The organism is Flavobacterium sp. W22_SRS_FP1 (assembly GCF_052113685.1).
Classification (GTDB): domain Bacteria; phylum Bacteroidota; class Bacteroidia; order Flavobacteriales; family Flavobacteriaceae; genus Flavobacterium.
In genome coordinates this window covers 286,357-303,152 of the sequence record NZ_JBGQOE010000001.1, presented here as the reverse complement: position 1 = coordinate 303,152, position 16,796 = coordinate 286,357, and the positions used below count along the sequence as shown (strand labels likewise).

The following is a 16,796-nucleotide window of genomic DNA, read 5'->3' as shown; positions in this document are numbered from 1 at the left end:
GAGGACACGGTTTAGGTGGACTCTGCCTTTGAATCTATTCTATACTTAAAAAAACTACTATGATTAGTTTTCTTTTCTATTCAAAAAAGCATTTTACAATTTATTAAACTTAAACTTTTGTCCGCCAATTGATGCTTCATACATCAGCCCGCCTTTTTGCATAGTGAACACCATCACACCATCCGTATATTTTACATTTGCTGAGGCTCCTTCGGTTACTGCCACTGCCGAAACTTGGGCAGCAAACTCAAATTGACTATCTTTAAAACGCTCCAATTCCTTTTTTGACTCAAAAAATATGACCTCACTATATGCCTGTCCTCCTGCCTGGAATCCAATGGTTACTTGCGATAACTTAGCCATACCTATAAGCTTACCATGCTCATAAACAGCACCATTACCAGCTGCCCCACCAACAATAAAGCCACCTTTACCCACATTAGGGAAAATGACATAGCCAGCCGATCTTTCAAAAATCGCTTTCAGAAGTGGATCCTCTGCAATAAATTCCCTCTTTGCAGTCTCGCTATCAGAGATAATGCTCTTTATTTTATCTTTCGACTGCCCTAATATAGCCGATATGTTCAGCAGACAAGCCATTACAAAAACCCAAGTGATATTTAAATTTCTCATTTCTTAAATTATTAAATTATTTTATTTCCTATACATTTAAAGGTACAGCTTTTTTACCCAATAAGTAGCGGCTTTGGCGGCTTACAGCTTTTAGAACTAATAATTTAACACCAAATTAAGTTCTTGACTTACATTAAGATATTTATCAGTCTGGCTTTTTGATTTTGAAAAATTTCATGAATAGGAGCGTATACATTTATTACGACATTTTTGCGTAAGGGATTGCGGCGTTATCCTTTATTTTTTTCTTTCAAAAATAAAGATTGAGCCAAAAGCCTGACCCCAAAGCTGTAGATTAATACTTTAATAGAAAAAAATTCTGCTTTAGGGTTACGCCCAAAGCAGAATTAGAATAGAACTAAAAACTTATTCTGTTGTAGTTTTATTTATATTTGCTAAAAGAAATTCCTACTACGACTAACGTAAATACCCATGATAACAAAAGCACTATTAGAAGATGTTTCGAGCTTAAATAAATTAATAAATTCAGCTTACCGCGGGGAGTTCTCCAAAAAAGGATGGACTACTGAGGCTAACTTGCTTGAAGGTAGCCGCACGAATGAATCAGAGTTAATTGAAATTCTTCAAGACTCTAAAAACACAATTCTGAAATTTACTGAGAATGGACATATTAACGCTTGTGTTTTGCTCGTTGAAAAAGAACAGCAATTGTATTTAGGGATGCTAACGGTTTCTCCGGAATTGCAGAATAGCGGTATTGGAAAAAAACTTTTGTATAATGCCGAAACACATGCTAAAGCATTGGGATTGAAAACAATTGTAATGACAGTAATATCAGCCAGAGATGAATTGATTGCTTGGTACAAACGTCATGGTTATATTGATACCGGAGCAAGAGAGGCTTTTCCTGTAGGTGACATTCATATTTCAATCTCAGAGCAGCCTCTGGAGTTTATGGTGTTGGAGAAAAATATAATCTAATTTTTAAGGCGAAAAAACATGTCTACTGAGGCGCGTGTTTTAAAGAACGAACTCTTCAAATAGTCGTTGCGTCGTATTCTCTAAATTGTCACACAATCCCGGATGCGGTCTTGAGGTTTGAATTACGGAACTACGCAAAGCGGTTAACCAACGAAAACGGGACGGAACATCCATCAATGCAATAGGCCCACCATCTTTGGTGCCATGTGCTACTTTTTCGAAAGCCAATAGATTCATTTGGATTTGTTCCACATCCGTTTCTGCCGAAAATAATAATGCTTTTTCCACATTAAGAGAATGAAGTACTTTTATAAATTTGGCTTTTTTGCAAAAAAGAACAATCCCTACATTGAGGAATTCTTCGCGCTCTACCTTAGGCACAACACGAATTACAGCATACTCATATAAGTTTTTCTCTTGCATTTTGTGCTTCCTTTATAAAAATTTCTGAATGATTTAATCGGGTCAATAGAAACTGCAAATATATATTTCGCAATTCTGCTGCGTTGTCTTCGACCTCTTCCCACTGCAACCATTCCTCTGGGATTAAGTTTACAATTTCTTCTAAGACTTCGGGAGTCAATATTTTTTTGAAAGCGGTATCTGTTTCAGCCAATACTGACGCCTGCGGCAACAATACGTGGTCTTTTATTAAGGCAAACGGACTTTTAGCGTGTTTTTCCCAATTGGTCCAAGAGTGATGAAAATACAAACTTGCCCCGTGATCGATTAACCATAATTCTTTATGCCAAATCAACATGTTAGTATTTCTAAAGGTACGATCTACATTAGTGATGAAAGCGTCTAGCCAAACAATTTGTGATGCCAAAGCAGAATCAACAACTGTTACCACAGGATCAAAATTGATTGCACCCGAAAGAAAATGCAGTGCTAAATTCATCCCTTGACTTCCCTGCAATAAATCCTGAATTTCCTCATCGGCCTCAGTACGTCCAAAAGCTTCATCAAGATTGGCAAAAACCAACTCTGGCATTTTCATACCTAAAGCTCGTGCAATTTCGCCACCAATCAGCTCGGCGATTAAGGCTTTGACACCGTGACCAGCACCTTTGAATTTGAGCACGTATTTGAAATCATCATCAGCTTCCGCCAAAGCAGGCAGAGAACCGCCTTCGCGCAAAGGAGAGATGTACCGCGTTACATTTACGGTTCGAAGATTGAACTTGGTTTTCATATTCGGAATTTACTGAGGTACAAACTTACAAATTAGTTAACTAGATTTTACTGGAAGCATTAAATTACTGCTTGTTTTCTAAACTCAAAAAAGCTTTCCCTAAATAGCTAATAATATCCGAAGCGATGAAGGACTGATGTCCCGTTTCCGGCAAAGCAATATCAGCCGTAAGTCCATGAAGATAAACACCTAAAATTGCTGCATTCAATGGCTCATAAGATTGAGCCAATAAACCAGTGATAATTCCTGTCAATACATCACCGCTTCCCGCTGTAGCCAAAGCCGCGTTTCCTGTTGTATTTTGGTAAACGGTTTCCCCATCAATAATATGAGTGGGTGCGCCTTTCATCACGACAATCAAATCATATTGTTTAGAAAACGCGATTGTTTTATCAAACTTATGTTCCTCCGAATTCCAATTACCTATTAATCGTTGCAATTCTTTCGGGTGTGGTGTCAATATAGTTTTTGGCTTTAACAATGCTAACCACTCTTTGTTAACGGACAAAATGTTCAACGCATCAGCATCAATAACAAGAGGAGTTTTATTGCTTATCAAAAACCGGTGAACTGCTTTTTGGGTTTTAGGTTCTTGTCCCAAACCTGGACCGATTCCTATCGCCTGCGGCTTTATGTCGAATGCGATATTCGAAATGTATTTCTCACTTTCGTCCGTGAGCGTCATTACTTCTGGATTCGAAATTTGCAGGATCTCATATCCAATTTTAGGAACATAAGCCGTTACAAGTCCGCAACCTGATTTAAGGCAGGCCTTTGACGACAAAACAGCTGCCCCCATCTTACCATAGCTTCCCTCGATAATTAATGCGTGTCCCTGAATTCCTTTGTGCGCATTGGAATCAACGGGTTTGTACCGTTTTAGGATTTCTATTTTATTTATAAAAAAGGACTGCTTCATTTTAAATTATTTATTTAAAAATACGAAAATTATAGGAAACCGAAAATAATCATTCCTTTTCAGCAACATGGCATTCCATAAAACTGACGTTTCATATCTCTTAGCTTGTGGTTCCACTAAAAATATCAAAAACACTTTTTGTTATTCTTTTAAAAAACTATACTTTAGTCTCCTATAATTACTATTAAAAATAAACAGATGCAAAAAACATTATTTTTATTACTCTTAACTGGTTTTATAAATTACTCCAGTGCCCAACAATCTAATAAAGAAGAAAAAACTGCTGCCCCAGAAATTACTTCTAAGTCAAATCTGGTTTTCAATCCTGATCAAAATGTGATTACAGAGCACATTACTACCATTACAGGGCAAAAAGTGCCTTACAAAGCAACTACAGGGACTATGCCTGTTTGGGATGAAGACGGAAAAGCCCTAGCAGGATTATTTTATACCTATTACGAACGCTCGGATGTGCAAGATCGAGCTTCCCGCCCACTGGTTATTTCTTTCAATGGCGGCCCTGGATCTGCTTCGGTTTGGATGCATATTGCGTATACGGGACCTAAACTATTGAATATTGATGATGAAGGATACCCTTTGCAGCCCTATGGAATCGAGGAAAATCCTTATTCTATTTTAGATGTTGCCGATATCGTTTTTGTAAATCCAGTAAACACCGCTTATTCCAGGCCGACAAGCAAAGACATTCCAAAAGAAAAATTCTTTGGCGTAAATGCAGATATCAAATACTTGGCCGACTGGATTGGCGGATTTGTAACTCGCGCTAATCGTTGGGCCTCCCCTAAGTATCTTATTGGAGAGAGCTATGGTACAACACGTGTTTCCGGCCTTGCGCTTGAATTACAAAACAAGCAATGGATGTATCTGAATGGCGTTATATTAGTATCACCTACCACCTTGGGAATAACTCGCGGCGTAGCTACTGATGCTGCATTAAAACTACCTTATTTTGCTGCAACTGCTTGGTATCATAAAATGTTAGCTCCCGATTTACAGAATAAAGATTTGACAGATATGTTGCCCGAAGTGGAGGATTTTACCATAAATGAACTTCTTCCCGCTTTGAGTAAAGGAGGCTCCCTTGATGAAAAGAGTAAAGATGAAATAGCAGCAAAAATAGCACGTTATTCTGGTATTTCGGAAAAAGTAGTGTTGCAAAATAATCTAGATGTTCCCTATAATTACTTCTGGAAAGAACTGTTACGTGATCAAGGTTTTACGGTAGGTAGATTAGACTCCCGTTATAAAGGCATCGACCGCAAAGACGCAGGAGATAGCCCTGATTTCAATGCTGAACTAACTTCTTGGCTGCATTCCTTTACACCCGCTATCAACATGTACATTCGGAATGATTTAAATTATAAAACCGATTTCAAATACAACATGTTTGCTCCTGTAAACCCTTGGGATAGAACTAATGATGAAACGGCCGAAAACCTGCGTCAAGCAATGGCACAAAATCCCTATTTGAATCTTATGGTCCAGTCTGGCTACTATGATGGAGCTTGCGATTATTTTAATGCGAAATACAATTTATGGCAAATGGATCCAAGCGGAAAACTAAAAGACCGAATGACTTGGAAAGGTTACAGAAGTGGACATATGATGTATCTAAGAAAAAAAGATCTGGAAACAGCAAATGAAGACATTAGAGACTTTATAAAAAATTCACTGCCTAAAATTAGAGAAGCTGCAAAATACTAAGATTGCACTCTTCCGGGTAAAAAGACAAACCAAAGCTATTTTTTGATTTGTCTTTTTATTTCAATTAGGTTTCGAAGTTCTTTAATAAAAAGAATATCACAATAGATAGTTGAAAATAGCTCCTAAGTAGTATTGAATTTACAATTATAATGCCTTAAATCTGATAATTTTTCAATAAATTAGCCACTTCAAAAAATCATAAAAAAGCGATAATGAAAAATACTGCGCTAACGCACATACACGAGAGTTTGGGAGCAAAAATGCTACCATTTGCCGGATACAATATGCCTATTTTATATGAAGGGGTAAATGCAGAACATGAAACTGTACGTAACGCAGTGGGTGTATTTGACGTTTCTCACATGGGAGAATTCTTGCTTTCAGGTCCAAATGCTTTAGCTTTGATTCAAAAAGTAAGCTCAAACGACGCTTCAGTGTTAACTGTTGGTAGAGCGCAATATTCTTGTTTGCCTAACAATGAAGGTGGTGTTGTAGACGATTTGCTTATATACAAGATGAAAGAGGAGAAATACTTACTGGTTGTAAATGCTTCGAATATTGAAAAAGACTGGAATTGGATTTCGGCTCAAAATGATTTGGGTGTCAACATGAAAAACTTATCTGATGACTACTCATTATTGGCAATTCAAGGACCAAAAGCGGTTGAGGCAATGCAATCATTATCTTCAATAGACTTGGCTTCCATAAAATATTACCATTTTGAAGTAGCAGATTTTGCAGGATTAGACAATGTTATTATATCCGCTACTGGTTACACCGGTTCTGGTGGATTTGAAATTTATTGTAAAAATGAAGACGCTAAACAAATATGGAATAAAGTATTTGAAGCGGGTGCCCCTTATGGAATCAAACCAATAGGGTTGGCTGCACGTGATACTTTACGTCTTGAGATGGGTTTGTGCTTATACGGAAACGACCTTAGCGACACTACATCTCCACTGGAAGCAGGACTTGGTTGGATCACTAAATTCACTAAAGAATTTACTAACTCTGAAAATCTAAAAAAGCAAAAAGAAGAAGGTGTTACTAGAAAATTAGTTGCTTTTGAAATGCAAGAACGTTCCGTTCCAAGACATGACTACGAGATTGTAGATGCTTCTGGAACTGTTATCGGAATTGTAACTTCTGGAACCATGTCTCCATCGATGAATAAGGGAATTGGACTGGGCTATGTTAGCGTTGCTAATAGTGCGGTTGACAATGATATCTTTATCCGAATCAGAAAAAATGATGTTCCGGCCAAGGTAGTTAAGTTGCCTTTCTACAAGAAATAAATTGTTTTTTGGTCAAAAAATATAAGTTCTCAAACTAATTTTTAAAATAATTAGCTTAACTTTAATTGACGAGATGACCACAATCCATGAAAACAATTTCACTGCTTTTGTTATTGATAACATTTTCGGTTTTTGCCCAAAATGAAACCAAAACATGTGAAATACTTTCTAAAATAAATACGCTTATTCAAAGTGAGCATATTCTTCCAAAACCGATAGACGACAGTCTCTCGGTTTTTGTTTTTGATAAGCTTATTGATGAACTAGATCCAACCCACAATCTCTTTCTAAAGTCAGAATACGAAACTCTTTCGCGAAAATATCGTTTTCAACTTGACGATTATATCAATGCTAAAAATTGCTCCTTCCTAACCGATATAAATAGTGTTTTTAAAGCTGGGCTAGCGCGAAACAAAATTTGTTTAGAAGCAATAGCAAATGAAAGCCTAGATTATGACACAAAAGATACTATTCACTTATACAGGAAATCAGTTCCGTTCTACCTGATGGAAAATCAAATTGAAAAAGTTTTGCTAAAGAAAATAAAATATGAAGTTCTAGATGATATCGCTTCAAAAATAACTAGTCTTGACTCCATTAAAGCTAACTTTAAGGCATTGACATCAGCATCAAAAAAAATAATTATAGAGAATGAACTTTGCAGAATAAATACCATCCTCCAAAGCAGCAGTTCTAATTCAGAAAGTGTCTTTAATCATTTCTGTAATTACTTTGACCCACACACCGCCTACTTCAGTAATGACTCCAAATCAAATTTTGTTTCGTCTTTATCAAAAGAGCATCTGTCATTGGGATTAAATGTCAGCCTAAATGAAAACAATGAAGTCATCATTTATGCTATAAACCCTAACGGCCCTGCATTTCAAACAGGTAAAATTAAAAAAGGAGATCAAATTATTTCTGTTTCCAATAAGAAGGAAACGTACGACGTCTCTTGCGCAACGATAGAATCAATAGCAACAATGATTCTTTCTAATAGCAATAAGACAATCATACTAACATTGCGAAGAAACTCAGGTCAAAATTTCGACGTTACTATTGAGAAACAACTCATAAAAGATGAGTCAAGCACGGTCTACAGCTTTATCATCGAAGAAAAAAATGAAAAATTCGGTTATCTGAAAATTCCAAGTTTTTATGCCGACTTTGAAGGAAATAGCGGCAGAGGGTGCGCGGAAGACGCAGCTATGGAAGTGTTAAAATTACAGAAAGAAGATATTAAAGGACTAATTATAGATTTAGTTGACAATGGAGGTGGCTCCATTGAAGAGGCGATAAAGTTAGCAGGAATGTTTATTGATTCGGGGCCTATTTCAATTATTGTGGACAATAAGCAGCTTTCCACAATAGTAAATGACCCATATACCGGCATGTTATATAAGGATGCAATTGTTGTTCTAATAAATGGCAATACGGCATCTGCAAGTGAATTTTTCGCTTCCATTCTACAAGATTACAATAGAGCACTATTGTTGGGAAGTTCCACTCTCGGCAAAGCGACAATACAAACTATAATGCCGCTAGACCAGAATGACAATGAGAATTTCTTAAAACTGACTATTAACAAATTTTATCGGGTGACTGGCAAAAGTAACCAGGCTTTGGGCATTACTCCAGATGTATTATTGCCAAAAATCTATGAAACAGTCAGTCCGAAGGAAAGCAATAGTCCATCTTCATTTAAAAATGACAGCTTGACAGCACAGCTACCTTTTAAGCTGTACATGAATACCAGTTGGTTTGAAAAAGCAGCAAAAAACAGCAAAAAAAGAATTGCTTCCAATCCTTATTTCAATGAAATAAAAGAAGTAAACAAAAAAATAACTGACTTAATTAATAAACCAAAACCACCACTACCCATAACTATTGAAGCTGTGTTAGGAGACCAGATGGAAATCAATCGTTTATCCCTAGAAATTACTACGCTTGAGGCACAAACTAATAATTTAAAGATTTATAACTCTTACTTGAATAAATTTCTTCTCAGCCTAAATCCCCAGGAAAAAGAAAGCAATCAATTTCAACTAGAAATACTAAAAACAAATCAATTTATAAAGGAGTCGATAAACATATTAGAAGATTTCAACTCTTTAAAATAGACTCAAAAGTATCCATATTCCATCCATTTAATGAAAAGAACAGCACTTCATCTTGGTAAAAGTAACTATTAGACGTATTTTTGCAGCTCAATATAATAATTTAGAAATGGGAAGAGCGTTTGAATTCAGAAAAGGGAGAAAAATGAAACGTTGGTCAGCGATGGCCAAAGCATTTACCAGAATTGGAAAAGACATCGTAATGGCCGTTAAGGAAGGTGGACCAAATCCTGAAGCCAATTCTAGATTACGTGCGGTTATACAAAATTCAAAGGCAGCAAACATGCCTAAAGAAAATGTGGAACGCGCCATTAAAAAAGCTACAGATAAGGATACCGCTGATTATAAGGAAGTGCTTTTTGAAGGTTATGCACCACATGGAATTGCGGTTATCGTTGAAACTGCCACCGACAATAACAACAGAACTGTTGCTAATGTAAGAAGCTGTTTTAACAAATGCAATGGAACGATGGGTACACAAGGATCAGTCGAATTTATGTTTGACCATACCTGTAACTTCCGAATCCCTGCTGAAGGATTAGATCCTGAAGAATTAGAGCTGGAATTAATTGACTTTGGTGCTGAGGAAGTTTTTGAAGACGAAGACGGTATTTTAATCTATGCCGCTTTTACTAGCTTTGGAACCATCCAAAAAGAATTGGAAAACAGAGGTTTGGAAATACTTTCTTCCGGATTTGAAAGAATTCCTCAAATCACGAAAAAACTAACGGACGATGAGATGGCTGACGTCGAAAAATTGATTGAGAAGCTGGAAGATGATGAGGATGTTATGAACGTCTATCATACTATGGAAGAAGCTTAGACAAGCTCGTTGTATACGAAACAAAACTCCAGTACTACTGGAGTTTTTTACATCTAATATTAGAATTCAATTCTAAACACACGACAATGTTATTTCTTCTTTTAAGTATTTTATGTAGTGTTACCGTGGGTATCATCTTCAAAATATCTCGAAAATACACAATCAGCACCGTGCAAATCGTGGCTTGGAATTACATTTTCGCAATTCTGTTATGTTATCTGTCATTCCCTCCCGATTTGAATGCCATAGATGCCAAAGCGCCTTGGAGTATTTACATAAGTCTTGGAGTTTTACTGCCCGCCGTTTTTCTTTTTTTGGCAGCATCAGTAAGGTATATGGGTATCGTAAAAACAGATGCCGCACAACGGCTTTCGTTATTTATTCCCATCTTAGCAGCCTGGCTATTGTTCGAAGAAGATTTTAACACGCTCAAGATTACGGCTTTTTTCATAGCCTTACCGGCAATATTACTTATACTTTCCAAAAAAGCAGAAAACAAAAATAACAAATGGATCTATCCTGCCGTAGTTCTAGTTGGATTTGGACTTATAGACGTTCTTTTTAAACAAATTGCCCTATATGCTAACTTAGCTTTTACAACCTCTTTATTAATTATCTTTTGTATAGCAATGGTCATTATGGTTGCAGCAGTAATCTATGAAGTTATCTTCAAGAAAGTCAGCTTGACCAGAGTCAACTTCATTTTGGGCGCTTTAGTGGGTGTATTTAACTTTGGAAATATCCTTTTCTACCTAAAAGCACACAAGGCATTTGCCGAAAACCCCTCTACAGTTTTTGCTGCGATGAATATGGGTGTGATTATTATAGGAAGTCTTGTGGGGATATTTGTTTTTAAAGAGAAACTTAGTCGTTACAATTACTTTGGATTACTCTTAGCGATAATTGCCATTGTGCTGATCACATTTTCTCAAATTCTCAATAAATAAAAAATTTTACTAAATCATGTTTATAATTGGTATATTACTTATCTAATTATTTCACAAGCGCGGCTTCATTAGCATTACCTAGTTAAACGGAGGTTTTTTTAGCAAACATCTAATCTTTTTTACTTTATAAAAAACCTATAATTTTTTACATGGTTACAAGTTCATTATATTTGCTTGATTTTTGATAAATTCGGCGCTCTAAAAGCAGCCAAGACCTAAAAACATTTGGAATATCATAAATCATTAAAAAGAAGAGTCTCGCTTAATCTAAAGGGAGGAATTAATTTTTTTTTGACGGTTTTCCACCGAATATAGCCGCTGATTGAATGTGTTTAGCTAATCCGCTAAATACTGCTAATAAAGAATATCGTTCTAAGGAACCTTTAAAATTATAACATCTATGACAAACAACATCCTAATTGAAAATCAATATAAAAGAACCAGTTTATTTGAAAAAGAAAACGTAGACTATTTGGTTCGCATTTTAAAAAGATTCAATACCGTACCAAAAATAAATAATATCAATATTATTACCTCAACTAGTGAGCCTACTATTTTCAAAATTGTTCCCAATAAGTCGATTATAATTGGTTCGTCTTTTTTGAATAAACCTATTTTGGCCTTAGTTTATTTACGATATGGTATCGAATGGCAACTGTGGTATAAAGCGTTGAATAACGAAAAAAAAGATGCTATTTTATGCGATATAGCTGCACTTGAAGTGATTCGAATATTTTATAATTTACTACCTAAGGACGATAAAGAAAAATTAGAAAACCTAGATTATCTCTTAATTAATCTAATTAAAAATGATACCCGTTTAAATGCGGAATCTTTATTAAACAACGAAGAGCTGCAATCTTTTCATGATTTAAAAAGATCAAACACCGAACTTAAAGAATCTTGGAAACCTATTATTGAAAATCTAGCAAAACCTACAGAATACTTGTTGATGTCTGGAGGTGATCTTAGATTGAATATCGACGAAATTCATTTGCTAAACAAATACGGATGTCGCCCATTCCCAAGACCCGATGCTTTTACTTTTGCCTCATCAACAGCGACAAGTGTTTCAAATTTTGCCTTTGATAAAACAGATAAAGTTAGAAGTATATTAATTAGAAATAGCTTAAAAAACGGTTTCAAAAAGACTACACTAGAGTTTTCTGAATTACTAAAAAACAACCTGAGAAAAACATTCAAATTAAATGAGGAGTGTGAAATAATTTTTTCACCATCGGGCACCGACTCTTCTCTGCAAATAGCAGCTATAACACAAATTATTTTCGATAAAGAAATAACACATATTTTGGTTGCATCTGATGAAACTGGTAGCGGTGTCGCCGCGGCCTTAAAAGGATGTCATTTTGAAAATACCACTGCCTTAAATTATCCAATTAAAAAAGGTGACAAAATTGAAGGTTTTAGAGATGTTGATTTAATTAAAATCCCTTTTAGAGATGAAAATGGCGCATTAAAATCATCCAATCAATTAGATGAAGAAGTATTTGATGCTGTTTCTAGAACCAAAGATCTAGGCAGGCATGTAGTTTTACATACGATGGATCAATCGAAACTAGGTTATCAATCTCCTAGCGACGAATTCATTAAAAAACTAAATACACTTGAAAATTTATCAATTCAAATAATTGTAGATGGCTCACAGCTTAGATTAGATCCAAAAGACATACAAAATTATTTAAATAAAGGATACATTGTTACCATTACAGGGAGTAAATTCTTCACTGGTCCTCCATATTGCGGCGCATTAATACTACCAAAAAGAGTAAATAAATTAATTCATTCTGTAAAGAACACATTGCCCAAAGGTTTAACCAAATATTACAATCATTCCGATTGGCCTACTTCTTGGTTCTGCTCAAATGAGTTATCTGATGGTTATAACTACGGCTCATATATGCGCTGGAATGCTGCCGTGGTTGAAATGGACAGGTATTACAAAACACCTATTTTGTACCGAAATATGGGTATTGAGATGTTTTGCAATTTTGTTGATGACTCTATAAAAGAGGCCAGCTTTTTGCAGCATATTTATGGTGATGAAACTAAAACGAAAAGTTATAGTAGTAAAGAGTTTGGAATAAGAAATATCCGTACCATTTTTCCTTTCTTTATTTTTAAAGATAATGAAGTATTGTCAGTTGATAAAGTGAAAAAATTATATACTTTACTAAATTCTGATTTATCAGATCAGTTTAAAGACGCTTCTTTAGAAATCATTCGACTTGCTGCTCAAAAATGCCATATCGGTCAAGCTGTTAATGTAAAATATACTAACGAAATTGAAAGTGCAATTTTAAGAATCAGTTTGGGTTCAAGAGTTATTTCTGAAAGTTGGGTCAATAGAGACATTAGTCTCTTTTTTAGAAATATAGAATCACAAATGAGTCAGATCACGATTACTATTAAAAAGATAGAGTTAATTCTTAGTAATCCTGAATTATTGGACTAACTAAAGAAGTTTTCTCCATTTATGTCCAACAAAAAAGTCCCATTTGCAAAAGCAAATGGGACTTTTAAATTTATAGTTGGTAATTTATTTTATCATTTCAATTTTTTGAACTTCTTCTTGATTTACACTGTCAAAGAATCCTTGTTCGTTCATCCAATCATCGCTAAATACTTTACTCATATAACGAGAACCATGATCCGGGAATATGGCAATAACATTACTGTTAACGTCAAATTCACCTTCCTCAGCATATTGCCTGATTGCTTGTAAAACAGCTCCTGAAGTATACCCAACAAACATCCCCTCTTTTCTAGCGATTTCTCTTGCAGAATGAGCGCTTTCTTCGTCAGTTACTTTCATGAATTTATCAATCGTATCAAAATCGGTTGCGGATGGAATCAAGTTTTTACCTAGACCTTCTATTCTATAAGGATAAATTTCATCTTTATCAAACTCTCGTGTTTCATGATATTTTTTTAGCACCGAACCAAAAGCATCAACACCAAGAATTTTAATGTTTGGGTTTTGTTCTTTTAAGTATTTTGCTGTTCCTGAAATTGTTCCTCCAGTTCCGCTACAAGCAACAAGATGTGTAATTTGACCATTAGTTTGTTTCCAAATTTCGGGTCCAGTTGATTTGTAATGCGCATCAATATTTAACTGATTGAAATATTGATTGATATAAACCGACCCTTTCGTTTCTTCATGCAATCTTTTGGCTACACTATAATAAGAACGTTCATCATCTGCCGACACATGAGCTGGGCAAACATAAACTTTTGCTCCTAAGCTGCGAAGCATATCAATTTTATCTTTGGATGATTTTGAACTTACAGCAAGGATACAATTATAACCTTTAATGATACTCACCATAGCCAAGCTAAAACCAGTATTCCCCGAAGTAGTTTCAACTATGGTATCTCCTGGAGATAATATCCCTCTTTTCTCAGCCTCCTCAATAATGTAAAGTGCTATTCTGTCTTTGGAGGAGTGCCCTGGATTAAAAGCTTCTACCTTTGCATAGAAATTACCTTCTAACTCTTCGGTGACTCTGTTTAGCTTAATAAGCGGTGTGTTACCAATTAATTCTAAAACATTGTTGTATGCGTTTATTTCTTCTTTCATAAAAAAATAGTTAGGCAAATTCATCTTTGTTAGACCTCGAAACAGCACAAATTTAACAAAATTTTTTGAATTACTTTTTAATTTTTTCTAAATCTAATAAAAAGCTGAATTCCTTTGCCAATTCTTTAAGAGCTTCAAACCTACCAGACGCTCCTCCGTGACCCGCGTCCATGTTTGTATCTAAAACCAAAAGATTATTATCGGTTTTTAAAGTCCGTAATTTAGCTACCCATTTCGCTGGCTCCCAATACTGCACCTGAGAGTCATGTAAACCAGTGGATATATACATATTAGGATAAGCTTGAGATATAACATTGTCATAAGGAGAATAGGACTTCATATAGCCATAGTATTTTTTTAAATTCGGATTTCCCCATTCATCATATTCCCCTGTCGTTAAAGGAATTGTATCATCTAACATTGTGGTTGCAACATCTACAAAAGGAACTTGAGCAATTACCCCATTATATAATTCTGGCGCCATATTCAAAACAACTCCCATCAATAATCCTCCAGCAGATCCTCCTTCTGCATATAAATGCTCAGGTGAAGTATATTTTTCCTTGATTAAATATTTAGAGCAGTCAATGAAATCAGTAAAAGTATTTTTCTTTTTTAACAATTTTCCGTCTTCATACCATTTTCTTCCTAGATCTTCCCCTCCTCGAATGTGTGCTATTGCATAGATAAAACCTCTATCCAATAATGACAATCTTGTTGATGAAAAGTGGGCATCCATAGAATGTCCATAAGAACCGTAAGCATATAATAATAACGGATTTTTACCGTCTTTCTTCATACCTTTTCTATAAACTACTGAGATAGGAACTATGGTTGCATCCTTAGCAGTTGCCCATAAACGTTCTTCAATGTAATTCTCTTTATCGAATTTACCTCCAAGCACCTCTTGTTCCTTCTTGATTTCTTTGTCCTTCGTTTTCATATTAAAATCAATGATCGAAGCTGGCGTGGCCATTGATTGATAGGCAAAACGCAGAATATCAGTATCGAAATCAACATTTGATGTTGGATAAACTGTGTAGGTTTCACTTTCAAAAGGCAAGTAATATTCCCCAATTCCGTTCCATGGCATGATTCGTATTTTATTCAGACCATTACTTCGTTCAGAAACCACTAAATAATCTTTAAAAATATCAATATCTTCTAATAGAACATCATCGCGATGGGCAATAACATCTTCCCAATTCTCCATTTTCGTTGCTGACTCAGGAGTCTTCATCAACTTAAAATTGGTAGCTTTGTCTTTATTGGTAACAATATAAAAACTATCGCCATAATGTGAAATACTGTACTCTAAACCTCTTTTTCTTTTTTGAAAAACAGAGAACTTACCTTCCGGCTTATCTGCCAATAAAGTTCTGAATTCTGATGTTAAGGTACTTGAAGAACTTATCAAAATATATTTTTTTGATTTTTCCTTTCCTACAGCCACATCATAAGTATCGTCTTTTTCAAAATAAATCAACTTATCGATTCCCGTTTCGGTTCCCATGACGTGCTTCAACACTTTATCAGAACGCAAGGTGTTCTCATCTTGTTTAGTATAAAAAACAGTTTTATTATCATTTGCCCAAGTAGAATTTCCAGTAGTGTTTTCTATTTTATCGGATAAAATTTCACCCGTAAGTAAATTTTTGAATTGTAAAGTATAGATTCTTCTCCCTACCGTATCGACCGCATAGGTAGCAAACTGATTGTCAATACTGATACTTAAACCGCTTAAATTAAAATACTTTTTCCCTTTAGCTAGTTCGTTACAATCGAACATAATCTCTTCTTTTGCCGAAAGGCTTTCTTTCTTTCGAGAATAAATAGGATAATCTTTTCCCTTTTCAAAACGGGTAATATAATAATAGCCATTGTATAAATAAGGTACTGATTCGTCATCTTCCTTAATCCTGGCTTTCATTTCCTCGAATAATTCCTTTTGAAACTCCTGCGTATGGGCAGTCATTTTTTGATAATATTCGTTCTCTTTATTAAGGTAATCAATGACTTCAGGGTTCTCTCTGTCTTTTAACCAAAAATAGTTGTCTATTCTAATATCTCCGAACTTTTCTAGTATAGTTGGTATAACTTTAGCAACTGGTGGTTGTATCTTTTCTGTCATTTTTTAGGCTTTCAAGTTTTTAAAACAAGATACAAAAATAAGGCAAAGTCAGCTCATAGCGACTGCATTTTTCGTCTTATTTAACATTGCGTATCATTCTGATTTTTTGTAATTTCGTGTTTATATAATTTTAAAATTATCAAAATGGATTTAATGGGAATGATGGGAAAACTTAAGGAGACCCAACAAAAAATGGAAGAAACAAAGAAACGATTGGATTCAGTTCTTGTAGACGAACAAAGTACGGATGGTTTATTAAAAATAACGATTACTGCCAACAGAACAATTAAGTCCATCACAATTGACGATGCGCTGCTTGAAGACAAAGAACAACTAGAAGATTATATGGTTTTAGTGATGAACAAAGCAATCGAAAAAGCAACAAAAGTAAATGAAGCGGAACTTGATGCTGTTGCAAAAATGGACATGCCGATGATTCCTGGAATGGAGAATATGTTTAAATAAAATATT

14 protein-coding genes are annotated in these 16,796 nt (G+C 35.1%); 8 read left to right on the top strand and 6 right to left on the bottom strand.

The genetic code is table 11. From position 1 onward, the window contains the following. Positions 1-93 precede the first annotated feature (93 nt). On the bottom strand, positions 94-633 hold the full coding sequence (locus ACEN2H_RS01200) for a YSC84-related protein (RefSeq protein WP_441729655.1): 540 nt from the start codon (positions 631-633) through the stop codon (positions 94-96). A 432-nt stretch (positions 634-1,065) separates the two neighbouring features. Between ACEN2H_RS01200 and ACEN2H_RS01195 the strand changes: the two genes are divergently transcribed. Beyond that, a complete protein-coding gene (locus ACEN2H_RS01195; protein WP_441729654.1) occupies positions 1,066-1,575 on the top strand; it encodes a GNAT family N-acetyltransferase in 510 nt (169 codons plus the stop codon). A gap of 39 nt (positions 1,576-1,614) precedes the next feature. Here ACEN2H_RS01195 and ACEN2H_RS01190 read toward each other — a convergent pair whose 3' ends face one another. The 3 genes from ACEN2H_RS01190 to ACEN2H_RS01180 all read right to left on the bottom strand — a co-directional run bounded on the left by ACEN2H_RS01190 (position 1,615) and on the right by ACEN2H_RS01180 (position 3,689). Beyond that, positions 1,615-1,998: a DUF3037 domain-containing protein gene (locus ACEN2H_RS01190; RefSeq protein ID WP_441729653.1), complete on the bottom strand. Its 384-nt coding sequence runs from the start codon at positions 1,996-1,998 to the stop codon at positions 1,615-1,617. Next, positions 1,976-2,770: a HipA family kinase gene (locus ACEN2H_RS01185; protein ID WP_441729652.1), complete on the bottom strand. Its 795-nt coding sequence runs from the start codon at positions 2,768-2,770 to the stop codon at positions 1,976-1,978. The genes ACEN2H_RS01190 and ACEN2H_RS01185 overlap by 23 nt, the downstream gene beginning before the upstream one ends. A 64-nt stretch (positions 2,771-2,834) precedes the next feature. Continuing rightward, a complete protein-coding gene (locus ACEN2H_RS01180) occupies positions 2,835-3,689 on the bottom strand; it encodes an NAD(P)H-hydrate dehydratase (RefSeq protein ID WP_441729651.1) in 855 nt (284 codons plus the stop codon). Positions 3,690-3,887: 198 nt separating this feature from the next. Here ACEN2H_RS01180 and ACEN2H_RS01175 point away from each other — a divergent pair, with 198 nt between their 5' ends. The 6 genes from ACEN2H_RS01175 (at position 3,888) to ACEN2H_RS01150 (ending at position 13,069) form a co-directional block, all read left to right on the top strand. After that, positions 3,888-5,414, top strand: a complete 1,527-nt coding sequence (locus ACEN2H_RS01175; RefSeq protein ID WP_441729650.1) for a S10 family peptidase — start codon at positions 3,888-3,890, stop codon at positions 5,412-5,414. A gap of 212 nt (positions 5,415-5,626) precedes the next feature. Then, positions 5,627-6,709, top strand: coding sequence for a glycine cleavage system aminomethyltransferase GcvT (gcvT, locus tag ACEN2H_RS01170; RefSeq protein ID WP_441729649.1), 1,083 nt, complete (start codon positions 5,627-5,629; stop codon positions 6,707-6,709). Positions 6,710-6,795: 86 nt separating this feature from the next. Beyond that, a complete protein-coding gene (locus tag ACEN2H_RS01165) occupies positions 6,796-8,829 on the top strand; it encodes a S41 family peptidase (RefSeq protein ID WP_441729648.1) in 2,034 nt (677 codons plus the stop codon). A gap of 106 nt (positions 8,830-8,935) precedes the next feature. Further along, on the top strand, positions 8,936-9,649 hold the full coding sequence (locus ACEN2H_RS01160; protein WP_441729681.1) for a YebC/PmpR family DNA-binding transcriptional regulator: 714 nt from the start codon (positions 8,936-8,938) through the stop codon (positions 9,647-9,649). Between the two features lie 86 nt (positions 9,650-9,735). Then, positions 9,736-10,596 carry an EamA family transporter gene (locus ACEN2H_RS01155; RefSeq protein ID WP_441729647.1) on the top strand — a complete coding sequence of 287 codons (861 nt, stop codon included), beginning with the start codon at positions 9,736-9,738 and terminating at the stop codon, positions 10,594-10,596. Between the two features lie 400 nt (positions 10,597-10,996). After that, complete coding sequence (locus ACEN2H_RS01150) at positions 10,997-13,069, top strand: hypothetical protein (protein WP_441729646.1); 2,073 nt, start codon at positions 10,997-10,999, stop codon at positions 13,067-13,069. 84 nt (positions 13,070-13,153) lie between these two features. Here ACEN2H_RS01150 and ACEN2H_RS01145 read toward each other — a convergent pair whose 3' ends face one another. Both ACEN2H_RS01145 and ACEN2H_RS01140 read right to left on the bottom strand, forming a co-directional pair. Then, positions 13,154-14,194 (bottom strand): PLP-dependent cysteine synthase family protein, encoded by a 1,041-nt coding sequence (locus tag ACEN2H_RS01145; RefSeq protein ID WP_441729645.1) that lies wholly within the window; start codon positions 14,192-14,194, stop codon positions 13,154-13,156. Between the two features lie 70 nt (positions 14,195-14,264). Beyond that, positions 14,265-16,325: a S9 family peptidase gene (locus ACEN2H_RS01140; protein WP_441729644.1), complete on the bottom strand. Its 2,061-nt coding sequence runs from the start codon at positions 16,323-16,325 to the stop codon at positions 14,265-14,267. A gap of 144 nt (positions 16,326-16,469) precedes the next feature. Here ACEN2H_RS01140 and ACEN2H_RS01135 point away from each other — a divergent pair, with 144 nt between their 5' ends. Next, the gene (locus ACEN2H_RS01135; RefSeq protein WP_441729643.1) at positions 16,470-16,790 is read left to right on the top strand and encodes a YbaB/EbfC family nucleoid-associated protein; all 321 of its coding nucleotides are present in this window, start codon (positions 16,470-16,472) and stop codon (positions 16,788-16,790) included. Positions 16,791-16,796: the final 6 nt, after the last annotated feature.